This is a genomic window from Phormidesmis sp. 146-20 (assembly GCF_052939475.1).
Genome location: NZ_JBJPHT010000030.1, coordinates 62389 through 74865, shown reverse-complemented (window position 1 = coordinate 74865; position 12477 = coordinate 62389). Strand labels below are relative to the sequence as shown.

Genomic DNA, 12477 nt, shown 5'->3' with positions numbered 1-12477 from the left:
ACCGATTTCCCCTCTAACTTTTCACCTTTGACACAAAACTATTGACATACCCTCTATCTGCGATCGCGATCGGGTCAAACAATGCCTGAAAGGGGTGGATGCCGTCCTTCATACCGCGACTCTACCAAACCTCATGTCTCGACCCATAGTCGCCAAAGCTTTGTGGACACTAACATCACGGGGACGCTTAATCTCCTGGAGGAAGCTGTGGCAGCCAATGTACAAGCTTTTATTTTCACTAGCACAACCAGCACCTTTGGTAGCGCGCTCACACCGCCTGCCGATGCGCCTACGGCTTGGATTACCGAGGACGTGATGCCTATTTCCAAAAACATCTATGGCGTGACCAAGACTGCCGCAGAAGATTTGTGCCAACTGTTTTACCGGAATCAACGTCTCCCTTGTCTCGTTCTACGAACCTCGCGGTTTTTTCCAGAAGAAGACGATCACCTAGAAACGCGACTGGCTTACCCGGATAGCAACATCAAGGCAAACGAATTGCTCTATTGCAGAGTAGATCTAGAAGACGTGGCGAGTGCCCATCTCCTTGCCCTTGAGAAAGCTCCAGCGATCGGCTTTGGTCGCTATATTATCAGTGCAACCACCCCTTTTGCCCCGCATGACCTATGGAATTTACGAACGAATGCCCCGATCGTTTGCATCTCTTGTTCCCTGACTTCGTAGAGAATGCTCGCCGCTTCTCGGATGTAGGCTTTCAGTCGGGCTTGTTGGTCGGGAGTCATTGCCTCTACTCCTAAAATGAGAACCCGTTCACTTTATGCCATCCGATTCAGATTTGCACAGTTGGGATGCTCCCGCTGGCACTGGGTCGGCTTATGTAAAATGATTAAGAATACCTGGCGATTGAAATCGCTGCTATCAGAACGAAGTCCACCTCCGTGGACTAACGGTTAAAATTGCCTCTTTAGTGTGCGAAGGCACACTTTGCTCTTGTAGTAGCCCCGACTTTAGTCGGAGGGCATCTATGATTCGTGCAGGAAGTCTAATGTTAAGGGAGTTCAACAAGTTGGGAGGCGTTCACGATGAGAATGACAGAGCAAGAAATCGAGAACATTGACTTTAGCCAGGAACAGACCTCCGATTTTCTGCTGCCGCGTCCTGCGGTGCTCAAAAGCTGCGGCTGGGAGCAGATCCATTTTGAACATCATCACCAACCCCAATTCGATACCCCTGAGCATGAAGCAAACTGGCATGTGATTGCTTACTGTCCGCCGAGCACAATCTCTCTAGATGATGAAATGAGATTGGGAGAGCGATGGCTAGACGGCAAACTGAAACGAGAAGCCCGCTACGACGGAGACATTGCTATCATCCCCGCAGGCATTTCGCAGCGATGTAATTGGAGCATCACCGCCCAGTTTACGATCGTGGCAATCGACCCTGCGCTACTTCACCAAGTGGGTCAAGATTGGGTGAATCCCGATCGCATTGAACTCATTCCCTACTTCATGACTCAGCAAGATGCCCTCATTCAAGGCATTGTTTCTACGTTGAGACAAGAAGTGGAGGAGAGTAAAATCGGAGGGCAGTTGTTGATCGATAGCCTCAGAACCACTTTAGCCATTCATCTGCTGCGGAACTACTGCACAATCCAACCAAAGTTATCGAGTGGTGCGGATGGATTATCGAAACTAAAAGTGCAACAAATCAGGGAATTCATCAATGAGCATCTTCACCAAGACATCAAGCTGATTGAACTGGCAGAAATTGCTCAATTGAGTCCCTACCATTTTTTACGTCTGTTCAAGCAATCCACACATCTCACGCCGCATCAATACATTTTGCAGTGCCGGGTTGAGAAAGCTAAATTCCTACTCCAACACAGTCAACTCAGCATTGCAGAGATTGCGAGTCGAGTCGGCTTTTGCGATCAAAGCCATCTGACCCGATGCTTTAAGCGGAACTTGGGTGTGACTCCAAGACAATTCCAGCAAGCGTGAGCGCAAGAATGTCCCAAAATCCCGCAACTTTTTTCTATCATTCTTAATCGCAAGCTTCCTAAGCTGTTGTCAGTTGCGATTGAAAGTGAGTGCTTGTATGTCTCGATTGAGATTGCCAAAGCAGTGCTATTTTTAGCCAGCGATGAAGCTTCATTTGTGCTGGGAGAAGAACTGGTTGTGGACGGAGGTTGGACTGAATTGGGTAGGAGTTAAGAAGATTGACTGCTAGTTACAGAAGAGGAAATGCAAATGTTAAACGAGATGACTGCTCCACTTTGGGGATTAGTGATTTTTATTCTATGGACTATTGCGATCGCGGTTCTGCTCATCGTCGTGAGAATCCGGCATCTAGCAACGGGTGGCTCGATCAAAGACTTCGCCATCCCAAACGATGAAAGCTTGCTTTGGCGGCTTTACCGGGTACACGCCAACTTAGTCGAGAACTTACCTTTATATCTGGGAGTCGTATTTCTCCTGACTGTTCAAGGAACCTCTGGAACTGGAATCGATATCTTAATCTGGATTTACATTGCATGTCGGATGCTACACTCCGTGATCCACATTGCAGGTCTCGATCCAAGATTGCGGCTTTTGAGCTTAGTGATTCAGTTTAGTTGCTTAATTGCCTTGACGACTTTAGCTGTTTTTTAATTGTGCGTTTGCTTCGCAGTTGCGCTTTGCGCTAACTAAAAAGTTAGCCTGTTGGATCTCAACAGCTTGACTTCTTCAACCCATTCTCTTAGTCTTAGGCTTAAAGCGACCAATCGGTCTTCTATGGGAAAAGGCGAGACAACAAAACTTGATATTCTGCAACAGGCAGCCCCGATCTTCAATCAACAAGGCTATGCGGGGGCTTCGATCGCCGCTATCATGCAAGCCGCAGGATTACAGAAAGGAAGAATCTACAACCACTTTGAGAGTAAGGAGCAATTAGCTCTGGAAACATTCAATTACTCGGTGCAGCCTAGTGTCAACACTATGCAGCGGCATTATAAGGGTCATGATTCTGCACCTAGTCAACTACTTGCCTTTATGACCGTCTTCCAGCAGTTTTTTCGCGATCCTCCCGTTCCTGGTGGCTGTCCGTTACTCAATACAGCGATCGAATCTGATGATGCCTTGCCGGGATTGCGAGAACAGGCAAGTCGAGAAATGAAACACTGGCACAGTTGGATTGTTCGCATCATCCGAAGAGGCATCAAACGCGGTGAAATGAATTCGACCGTCGATGCTAAGGCAGCCGCAACGCTATTGATTATCTGTTTAGAAGGCGGATTGATGTTGAGCAAACTCCATCACGATCCGATTCACTTGCAGCAAGCGATCGCCCACTTACGTTCCCTCTGCTTTGGGGCAATTCATCCCACGACTCAGCAATGCCCCTATTCAGCAACGCCAAAATTGGGTCATGCCGCATCTTGCCTGAACTCAAACAACTTGAGCACTTGAGCAATTGTACTATCTTCGATGACCCCAAAAAATACCCCGTCAACGCACCGGAAAGGCGGAATAATGAGGTTATTCGTGTGCGGCTAACCATATTTCCAAATTGCTGATTTCAGAAAAATCTAGCAACGCTTCACTGAGGTCTTCGAGAACGGGGAGCGGCAGACTGGAAAGGCGCGATCTTGTCTCTTCAGGGAGTTCCTGTCTGAGTCGCCGGGTTAAAAGACGGGTCAATAATGCGATCGTCTGTGTTTCCCGTCCTTCTTCTCGCCCTTGTTCTCGCCCTTGTTCTCGCCCTTGCTCCATCGCTTCCTGCCGTGCCGTCATCTCGATCGCATACCAATCTCGGTAAGCCTTCAAACTACTCTGATAGCTACGTTGCTCATCAGGCGAGAAGTTGGCAATCTCCGTCACCTCAAACAACTCCTCAAACACCTCCTCCTGCAACGATGGCGGCGGTGCATCTAGTTGAGCCAGATGCCGAAATAAAAATAACCACTTATCAAAATGACTTTCCAACTGCTCCAACGGTTTCTTGAACTTCGGTAACTCGATATAAATAAACTTGAGCTTCTCGTAAAACACGCGACAGTGCTGATCCTTCAGTTCCACAATGTGCAGCAACGTCTCTTCATGCTTGTGATCATCAAAGATAAAATCTAGTATGCCGACCGTGTAGACCGAGGTGAGTTCGTAGTTCCATTCGCCTTTTTCCGCTTGTTCTTGAATCGGAAAGCTGGCATAGTAAACGCTGCGGTCTTTGAAGAAATTCTGCTTTGCCTTTTGGATTTCGACGATGAAGCGATCGCCGTTCTGGGCTTCACAATAGATATCAAAGATCGCTTTACGGTCGATCGCTGTGTTGCCTGGCTTCTCTGAATTCTTGAACGTCAGATCGCGAATCTGATGGTATTTAGGCAGCAGCGTATTGAGAAAATCGATCAGCAAGTGCTTGTTTGGCTCCGTACCAAAGACCCGCTTAAAACCAAAGTCGGTGAGTAAGCTGATATATCGGTCTGGTAGAGAAAACACCATAGGACTGAGATAACACGATGGCCCTATTATAGAACCGATCTCAGGTGTGATCGATATCCAGTTTCCACACTGCATCACAACGGCTCAGATCGACAAATCGTTAAATCTGCATCTTTGCAAACGATTTTTCGCAAACAACACGGTACAATTGGGACTTATTTGCATTAAGCGCTTTCTTTCGCGATGACTTCAATTCTACCTAGAGTCTTCAAACCTGCCATTTCGCCTATATTAGGACTCGGTTTAGGTGCGATCGCATTACTCCTCGTTCTAATCTACAGTGTCACTCTTGGTGCAAGAGACATTCCATTAGCGACAATTTTGGGATCATTCACAACATTTGACAATTCATTCGATCATCTGGTGATCCAAACTGTGAGATTACCGCGATCGCTAATCGCAATGTCAGTCGGTGCTGCCCTCGCGGTTTCAGGTGCATTAATGCAAGGCTTAACCCGTAATCCACTTGCGGAAACTGGAATTTTAGGGATTGAAGCAGGCGGAGCATTGGCGGTTGTAATTAGCTTGTTTCTGTTTGGTATTTCCTCGTTAACGGTTTATGCGGGAGTTGCATTTTTGGGAGCCGCGATCGCAGCAATCCTCGTTTATTTTCTCGGTACTCTTGGACGAGGAGGCGCAACTCCGCTCAATTTGACAGTTGCAGGAGCCGCCATATCTGCGTTGATTTCTTCAATCACGACAGCAATTCTAATCGTCAGTCAGCGCACCTTTGAGGAGATTCGCTTTTGGTTGGCAGGATCACTCGCAGGGCGCGATTTTAGCTTGTTCTTGCAGGTCTTACCGTTTCTCGGTGCTGGATTGTTGATTGCATTTTTGCTGGGTCGTCAAATCACAACGATTAGTTTAGGGGAAGATGTTGCAACGAGTTTGGGACAGCAGACTGTTTGGATTAAGATCTTGACGGCAATTAGTATTGTTTTACTTGCAGGAAGTTCGGTTGCGATCGCAGGCCCGATTGGTTTTGTGGGTTTAGTCGTTCCTCATGTGGTGCGATTCTTTATCAAAACAGACTACCGCTGGATTTTGCCCTATTCAGCCGTACTTGGTGCAATTCTGCTTTTAGTATCAGACATTGCAGCGCGCGTGTTATTGAAACCTCAAGAGCTTCCCGTTGGCGTAATGACTGCGATCGTCGGTGCGCCGTTCTTTGTCTATCTTGCAAAATCGAAGGTAAAAAAATGAGCGATTGGCGTTCTCCTATCCTTTCGTTTCGGCTCGATCAAAGAGTCCCTGCGATCGCGGCTTTCTTATTAGCAGTCGGATTTGCGGCGATTGTTCTCAATGTTGGACGAGGGGAATACCCGATCGCAGTTCTAGACATTGTAAAAACATTGTTCGGCGTTAATACAGGCAATCCTGATCATGCGTTTGTGATCCAGACATTACGCCTGCCTCGAACCCTGGTTGCCTTCATGGTGGGCGTTGCACTCTCGATTTCAGGAACTATCTTTCAAGGCTTAACCCGCAATGCACTCGCTGACCCTAGCATTATTGGCATCAATACTGGAGCTAGTCTTGCAGCCGTTTCGGTCATTGTCTTGTTTCCAGAGGCTCCAGTCTACGCGCTACCGTTTTCTGCCTTTGGAGGGGCGGCAGTGATGGCAGCCCTAATCTATGGATTGGCTTGGAATGGAGGCAGTTCACCGATTTTGTTGATTTTGATGGGGATTGGATTGTCTGCGATCGCGAGTGCCTTCACCAGTTTACTGATTACCTTTGGCTCAATTTACGATGTCAGTCAGGCTTTAGTGTGGTTAGCAGGCAGTGTTTACGGTCGGACTTGGGAACAAGTGGTTTCGTTTTTGCCCTGGCTGATTGTACTTGTGCCTGCTGCATTTGGGTTAGCAAGACATCTGAATGTACTGAACTTAGGAGAAGACATGGCGAAAGGATTGGGAAGCCGAGTCGAATGGCAGCGCGGATTGCTTGTAATGGTCGCAGTGGGATTAGCAGGAGCATCAGTTGCAACTGCGGGCACGATCGGCTTTGTGGGTTTGATTGCACCTCATGTAGGACGGCAGATTGTTGGCAATCGACACGAGGGACTGTTGCCGATCTCAGCTTTGATCGGTGGCGTGTTAGTTGTACTCGCCGATTTTGTCGGTCGAACAGTGTTTGCGCCGATTGAGCTTCCCTGTGGAGTCATCACAGCCGCGATCGGTGCGCCGTTCTTTCTCTATTTGCTGATTCGCAATCGTCGATCTTTATATAGCAATCCTAAATGAGTTATGAACAGATTTTTGTCGCTCCGTTCCAGTCCGCTTCGCCCCCTTGTATCGGCTTTAGGAGGACATGACGTTTCTGAAAATTTGGCGCTTCATCACTCTCATTCTCAAAGACAGCAGGTCATAAGCTTTTACCCAATCTTGGTCAAGAGTTTCCCGTTCACGTCAATCTCTTCAGTCGTTTGTTGAAGGGTGCGTTTGCTTAATTCGTTCTGTAGGCTTTCGGGGTCATGCCTGTGAGTTGACGAAACTGTTGACTCAGATGACTATGGCTGCTGAACCCACAGGTCAAAGCAATATCTACGATCGAGTGATCTGTTTGTTTCAACAATTGCTTTGCTCGTTCTATTCTTTGTTGAAGTAAGTATTGATAGGGAGCCATGCCGATCGACTGCTTAAACAAATGGCTGAAGTGAAACTGACTCATCTCCAACAATTGGGCTAAATTGGCAAGTTGAATTTCTTGATGCAAATGGGCATCTACGTACTCTAGCACTTGCAAAAGTTGACGCTGGGGAAGTCCACCGACATAGACGGGAATCTGAGCTTGGGTAGTCGCATACTGTCTAAGTAAATGCACAGCTAGAACATTTGCCAGAGATTCAGCGTACAGCTTGCCACCTAGATTTTCTTGTTGCAGTTCAGTTAGCAGCATCCTGCCGATCGCTTCAATTTGCGGATCGCGAGTCCGAAATTCAAGGCGAAGTTGAAGCTGATCAGAATTACTCGCAAGGGTTTCTCTAGCAACGCGCTCAATGAAACGAGACACAAGGCGAATTTTTAAGTAATGATCTTCTCCCTCCCAGCGATCATAAAACGGGGTCTTTGCAGGCGTAATGGAAATGTCGCCTTTTCCAAACCTCCCCTGACGAGTCTTGTCTCCCCTCGTTTGTAGCAAGTGAACTGGGCGAGCTGAAAGGGACAAACAGATAATATGCTCATGACTAGAATGACACGTTGTCTCACCGTTCGGATACTGATATTGATCAACCGAAATGTTTTCCCACCCCAGATTTTGGCTAGACAAGCGGGGCAAGCAAGGACTTTTAGGGAGCTGAGTAGGGGTTATCTTCATGATGCAAACCCAATTTGCATAGCTTCAATTGTATTCAGTTCTACAAAATTTTCCAGCAATATTCTAAAAATCGATCGCAAGATCCTGATACTGGCACAAGAATCCGATAGTCGGATGGAAAGCGTTTATCTAAACTAAAAAGGTGATGACTTAACTATGAGTCTTGCAAGGAGTTTTCAATGAATTACTGCGACTTTCATAACTTACGACACCAAAAGAGTGTAAAAGCTTTCTCTATTTCCAAGCGTCTGAAAAGAATGATGTTAGCGATCGCTGTCAAATTGAAGTCAGTTCTATCTTTGATTTGGAACCTTGCATCATCATCGAGTGAACCGCAAGTCCGACAGCGCCGCGATCGCTTTGGTCAAACCTACTTTCAGGTGTATGACCCCGCTACTCGTTGCTCTGCCAGTCTTCACTCAGAGCAAGAAGTGCGTCAATGGTTAGAGCAACGATTTTATTGTCGTTAGACAGGTTGTTCGTTCGATTTGAAATCGTGATTGATCAGGAGAAAGTATGGCGCATCTATTACACATTGAAGCTAGAGCAGCTTATCAGCAGGCACTCGCGATCGTGAAACAGGAACCAGAGCGAAGGTTCCTTGAAAAACGCCTGCACGAATTGGGCTGAAAAAGTTTTTTGCGAGGCTGTCGATTTGTCGCTTCACCAAACGACTACTAGATGCAGGCGACAATTTCTGAGCAAATTTTGGAGGCAACCATGAAATTTATCTGTTTGGGATACATGGACGAGACCCAGTGGGTGATCTGTCTGAAGTCGAGCAAACAACACTTGTACTCAAGGGATGAATCACAGGGTAATGGGTAGGTTCGTCAGCTTCAGCTTTGAACCAAGAGATTTGTAGAATCCAACAAAGGAGAGCTATGAAAGTACGTAAAATGTTTGTATTTCCAGCCGCATTGCTTGTAGCATCATTATCTGCAATCATTTGTCAGAAAGCCCTTTCGGAGAAGGCTTACGGCGTTACTTTTTTGAGTGGTAGTGGACCAGTTTTTTCTGACTCTCTGAAACCGGGTAAACGTATTGTGAGGGTTGACATTAGTAATCGCAACAATCTAAATGTCGGATACGATTTAATTGATCAAGGAGACAAAACTGTTGTTGCAAATGGAACAATCAGAGATCAAGGCACTGTATCAAAAACCGCTACTACACTTGCAGGGCGTACATATAAGCTTCGTTTAAGATGCCAAGAACCACGCTGGAATAATACTAAGTGTAGTGCCAGCGGAAACGTAAGTTGGTAAGGACAATCACTGGTCTTTTAATTAGTAGTGGGTAGAATCAACAATTTCGTGAGCGTGCAAATATGCCGATATCATGATTACGGATACTAACCATCTTTACCACAAACTAGAAGACCAGTACCTGCTTAACAAAAATTGAACTCAACTCTTACTTTTGTTGACGTTTTGTAGGGCGTACAACGGTAAGCATGAAATTTGGTAATGCCTTGGTAACCTCGGTCTGCGACCCAAAGCTGTTCAATTTGAGTCGGAAGTTGCGAATCCTTGAATAGTCGGAAGTCATGCTGTCGTCCTTTGCCAAAGGTAGTGCAGACAATCATGCCGCTGAGATAGTCTACGACGACTTGCGCTTTGAGCGTGTGCCAGCGTTGCTTGCCGCTGTAGTAGCGTCGTTGTTTTTTTGGGCGTTCTATCGGACTCTCACTGACATCGACCAGTAGGATGTTCCATTCGGGTTCCGACGAGTACAGAGCTTTCTGACCCGGCAATCGGAACTCCCTGGACTGGATCAAAATGTTCTCAATCTTGCGAACAATGCGCTCCACGCTGGTCTCATGAATCCCCCCTAATCACTGCTCAGGATTCATGCAGGAGGTCTACTGATTCTAGTTCATCAACTGATGTGAAGGTGAAGCAATGCAGCAATGTTCGATTCGCGCAAAGAGCAACTCTGGCGGAACCGCTCAACAATATCATTTAGAAACCAATCGATTGTTTCTACGTCCACTCACTCGTGCAGATGTTCCTCCAATTCAAAACGCTGCAAGTATGCGTGCAGTTGCCGATACCATGATCTCGATTCCCCATCCTTATCCTGATGACGAAGCAGAGCGATACGTATCCAGACAAATTGCACAATTTGAAGCAGGGCAGTCTACCACATTTATCATTGAGCGCAAATCTGAAACAGCATTTTGCGGACTGATTGAGATTCGAGCTATTGAGCGAGAACATGCTCAGGCAGAACTGAGTTTTTGGTTAGCGATCGAAATGTGGGGACAAGGGTACATGAGCGAAGCATTAAAACCTGTGCTTCGTTTCGGGTTTGAAGCATTAGATCTTAATCGGCTCTATGCTTATCACCTAATGCGAAATCCGGCTTCAGGCAAAGTGCTCCAGAAGAATGGATTTACTCAAGAAGGGATACTCCGCCAACGAGTCCGAAAATGGGGAGTGTTTGAAGATGCGAAGTTATGGGCAATGCTTCGACAAGACTGGCAGGATGAAGATGAAACAGCGCATTGTTCTCCTCAAGTAGAGGTGAGTAATGTTCGTTTTCACTTACAAGCTCCAGCTAACATTCGTTCTAGGACTTGCTGCATTATCTGAAGTTCTTCCTCGTTGAGGTGAGCGCCAAAGTATTCTACGATCGCTTCAGAGTAGACAGACCACATCTGCTGCTGCATCGCTAATCCCGCTTCTGTTAGCACTGCATACGTCCCTCGTCGATCGTCGGAACATCGTTCTCGATAGAGCAATCCAGCTTTTTCCATGCGATCAAGCAAATACGTCAGATTGCTTCGACTTAACAGTGCTTTTTCTGCGACCTCACTCAACCGTAAACAGTGATCTGGGGATTCTTTGAGCGTGAGCAGCACATCATACCAATCCATGCTAGGTAGTCCTGCTTGAGAGAACTTTTCGCCGATGCGATCGAGCAGTTTGGCATTCGCGGTAATAAAAAGCCGCCAAAGGGAGTTGCGTTGATTGTCCAGTTCCGGTTGAGAAGTCATACCAAGATTATCGCAAAAAAGTAGTTGAAATTTCAACTAAGGGGTGTTATCTTCAATTTAGTTGAAATTTCAATTATTCAAAATTGAAATACTTATAAGGTTAAAACGATGGCACTCAAATCGCCTCATTCTGCCTGCGAACCTCTGTTCAGTTTGAATCGATACGCTTCCAATCTTCTAGGGCTGTTGGCAATGATTGTGACTGTCGTGGCTTGGGCAATCGCTGCCAATGTTGCCAACAGCTTGTTTCTAGTTGGGGTCTCTCCCTTTGAGTTAGCGGGAGTCACCACGATGATCGCTACCTTCGGATTCGCGATTCTCGACAGCTTCTTTGGCAGAGCGCAGGCTCAAAAACTCAACGGACGAGAGTTGGGATTAGGAATCGTTCGGGTGGGCTTAGTGGGTGCAGACTTCTTAGCGATTCAGCGCTTGCCAGTCGCGATCGCAATCGTCCTGCTCTATACTGCTTCGATCTGGGTCGTGCTGTGGACAGCTTTTAGTTCTCGAACTGCGCCTTCTCGATCTCTATTAGTCGCACTGTTGTTGTCGGTGTTGGGAGTGATCTTAGTTTCTAACTTACTCACCAGCGATCAGCAACAGATCAACGGGTTCGGTCTGGTTATTGGTTTATCGACAGCAGTTTTCTTTGCGGCTTACATCGTTCTGAGTGAGAATCTAAGTACAACTCGCGAACCGATCGGAGTGATGCTCAAAACTTCGGCAGTTGCCAGTCTCGTCTGGTTAGCGTATCAGTTTACTCAAGGACTTCCGAGCAGCCTGCTAACACCAGAGAATTTTCCTAAAGTGTTCTTCATCAGCATTGGCGGAACATTGTTACCCTACTTGCTGTTCTTCTGGTGTATTCAACGAGTTCAAGCAGAGCAAGCTGCGATCACAGCTACCCTTGAACCTGTCGCTGCGGCTGCACTGGCGTGGGTCTGGTTCGATCAATCCCTGACGTTGATGCAAATTACAGGTGGAGTTCTAATCGTGTTCGCTGTCACCTGGATGCAGTTTAAATCTTCAGGCTCAACTTTACTCAAACATTAACTCTTTGTAGAACCTTCGAGGAGTTTGATCATGGCTCATCTTTTGCATCTCGATACCAGTCCGCGTGGAGAGCAATCTCATTCGCGATCGCTGGCTCAAGAATTTGTAGCAAAGTGGAGATTCTCTCATCCAGATGCAAGCATCACTTACCGGGATCTAGGGTTGAATCCGATTCCCTACATTGATGCTACTTGGATACAAGCAAAGTTCACATCACCAGAGCAATATACGCCAGAATTAGCAGCTGCGATCGAGCTTTCAGACAAACTGATTGATGAGCTTTTTGCGGCAGATTACTATGTTCTCTCGACTCCAATGTACAACTTCAGTATCCCGGCAGTGCTGAAATCCTACCTTGATCACATTATTCGACCAAGACGCACTTTTACAGTCAGTGCTAACGGATTTCAGGGATTAGTCACACAAAAAAAGATGTTGGTGATCACGGCTCGCGGCAGTGATTTTCGTTCTGGCTCTGACCTTGCTGCATCGGATTTCCAAGAACCCTTTTTGAGAACAGCCTTTAACTTCATTGGGATTACAGAGATTGAGTTTGTCAATGCCAATGGATTGAGAACTGAATTACGAGAACAATCTCTCGTTGAGGCACGCGAGCAACTAAAAGCATTCGCAATGAGTTGGTAAGAAATAAAAAGAGTACAA

The 12477-nt window shown here is 46.6% G+C and carries 16 protein-coding genes; 12 read left to right on the top strand and 4 right to left on the bottom strand.

Annotated features, from left to right (window positions below):
• Positions 1-81 precede the first annotated feature (81 nt).
• From ACKFKH_RS21145 to ACKFKH_RS21125, 5 genes are all read left to right on the top strand, one after another.
• Positions 82-684 carry an NAD-dependent epimerase/dehydratase family protein gene (locus tag ACKFKH_RS21145; RefSeq protein WP_446860327.1) on the top strand — a complete coding sequence of 201 codons (603 nt, stop codon included), beginning with the start codon at positions 82-84 and terminating at the stop codon, positions 682-684.
• Between the two features lie 359 nt (positions 685-1043).
• A complete protein-coding gene (locus ACKFKH_RS21140) occupies positions 1044-1961 on the top strand; it encodes a helix-turn-helix domain-containing protein (protein ID WP_446860325.1) in 918 nt (305 codons plus the stop codon).
• A 66-nt stretch (positions 1962-2027) separates the two neighbouring features.
• Positions 2028-2174: an SDR family oxidoreductase gene (locus ACKFKH_RS21135; RefSeq protein WP_446860324.1), complete on the top strand. Its 147-nt coding sequence runs from the start codon at positions 2028-2030 to the stop codon at positions 2172-2174.
• Between the two features lie 36 nt (positions 2175-2210).
• The gene (locus tag ACKFKH_RS21130; RefSeq protein WP_446860323.1) at positions 2211-2612 is read left to right on the top strand and encodes an MAPEG family protein; all 402 of its coding nucleotides are present in this window, start codon (positions 2211-2213) and stop codon (positions 2610-2612) included.
• A gap of 123 nt (positions 2613-2735) precedes the next feature.
• A complete protein-coding gene (locus ACKFKH_RS21125; protein ID WP_446860322.1) occupies positions 2736-3410 on the top strand; it encodes a TetR/AcrR family transcriptional regulator in 675 nt (224 codons plus the stop codon).
• A gap of 69 nt (positions 3411-3479) precedes the next feature.
• On the opposite strand, the gene ACKFKH_RS21120 is transcribed toward ACKFKH_RS21125, so the two are convergent.
• On the bottom strand, positions 3480-4442 hold the full coding sequence (locus ACKFKH_RS21120; RefSeq protein ID WP_446860321.1) for an Rpn family recombination-promoting nuclease/putative transposase: 963 nt from the start codon (positions 4440-4442) through the stop codon (positions 3480-3482).
• Positions 4443-4625: 183 nt separating this feature from the next.
• Between ACKFKH_RS21120 and ACKFKH_RS21115 the strand changes: the two genes are divergently transcribed.
• Both ACKFKH_RS21115 and ACKFKH_RS21110 read left to right on the top strand, forming a co-directional pair.
• Positions 4626-5645 (top strand): FecCD family ABC transporter permease, encoded by a 1020-nt coding sequence (locus ACKFKH_RS21115; protein WP_446860320.1) that lies wholly within the window; start codon positions 4626-4628, stop codon positions 5643-5645.
• Positions 5642-6688, top strand: a complete 1047-nt coding sequence (locus ACKFKH_RS21110) for a FecCD family ABC transporter permease (RefSeq protein ID WP_446860319.1) — start codon at positions 5642-5644, stop codon at positions 6686-6688. Before ACKFKH_RS21115 ends, ACKFKH_RS21110 begins: the two co-directional genes overlap by 4 nt.
• A 202-nt stretch (positions 6689-6890) precedes the next feature.
• Here the strand turns inward: ACKFKH_RS21110 and ACKFKH_RS21105 are convergent, their stop codons facing one another.
• Positions 6891-7457 (bottom strand): helix-turn-helix domain-containing protein, encoded by a 567-nt coding sequence (locus ACKFKH_RS21105; RefSeq protein WP_446860318.1) that lies wholly within the window; start codon positions 7455-7457, stop codon positions 6891-6893.
• Positions 7458-8023: 566 nt separating this feature from the next.
• On the opposite strand from ACKFKH_RS21105, the gene ACKFKH_RS21100 reads away from it, so the two are divergent.
• Together ACKFKH_RS21100 and ACKFKH_RS21095 are read left to right on the top strand one after the other, a co-directional pair.
• Positions 8024-8233, top strand: coding sequence for a hypothetical protein (locus ACKFKH_RS21100; protein WP_446860317.1), 210 nt, complete (start codon positions 8024-8026; stop codon positions 8231-8233).
• A 414-nt stretch (positions 8234-8647) separates the two neighbouring features.
• Entirely contained in the window at positions 8648-9031 is a 384-nt protein-coding gene (locus ACKFKH_RS21095) for a hypothetical protein (RefSeq protein ID WP_446860316.1), read from the top strand.
• Positions 9032-9156: 125 nt separating this feature from the next.
• On the opposite strand, the gene ACKFKH_RS21090 is transcribed toward ACKFKH_RS21095, so the two are convergent.
• Positions 9157-9576: a transposase family protein gene (locus ACKFKH_RS21090; protein WP_446860315.1), complete on the bottom strand. Its 420-nt coding sequence runs from the start codon at positions 9574-9576 to the stop codon at positions 9157-9159.
• Between the two features lie 91 nt (positions 9577-9667).
• On the opposite strand from ACKFKH_RS21090, the gene ACKFKH_RS21085 reads away from it, so the two are divergent.
• Complete coding sequence (locus ACKFKH_RS21085; protein WP_446860314.1) at positions 9668-10360, top strand: GNAT family N-acetyltransferase; 693 nt, start codon at positions 9668-9670, stop codon at positions 10358-10360.
• Here ACKFKH_RS21085 and ACKFKH_RS21080 read toward each other — a convergent pair.
• On the bottom strand, positions 10309-10764 hold the full coding sequence (locus ACKFKH_RS21080; protein ID WP_446860313.1) for a MarR family winged helix-turn-helix transcriptional regulator: 456 nt from the start codon (positions 10762-10764) through the stop codon (positions 10309-10311). The two genes, ACKFKH_RS21085 and ACKFKH_RS21080, sit on opposite strands and share 52 nt — an antisense overlap.
• Before the next feature lie 108 nt (positions 10765-10872).
• Here ACKFKH_RS21080 and ACKFKH_RS21075 point away from each other — a divergent pair, with 108 nt between their 5' ends.
• Together ACKFKH_RS21075 and ACKFKH_RS21070 are read left to right on the top strand one after the other, a co-directional pair.
• Entirely contained in the window at positions 10873-11814 is a 942-nt protein-coding gene (locus ACKFKH_RS21075; RefSeq protein WP_446860312.1) for an EamA family transporter, read from the top strand.
• Positions 11815-11844: 30 nt separating this feature from the next.
• Positions 11845-12459, top strand: coding sequence for an FMN-dependent NADH-azoreductase (locus ACKFKH_RS21070; protein ID WP_446860311.1), 615 nt, complete (start codon positions 11845-11847; stop codon positions 12457-12459).
• Positions 12460-12477: the final 18 nt, after the last annotated feature.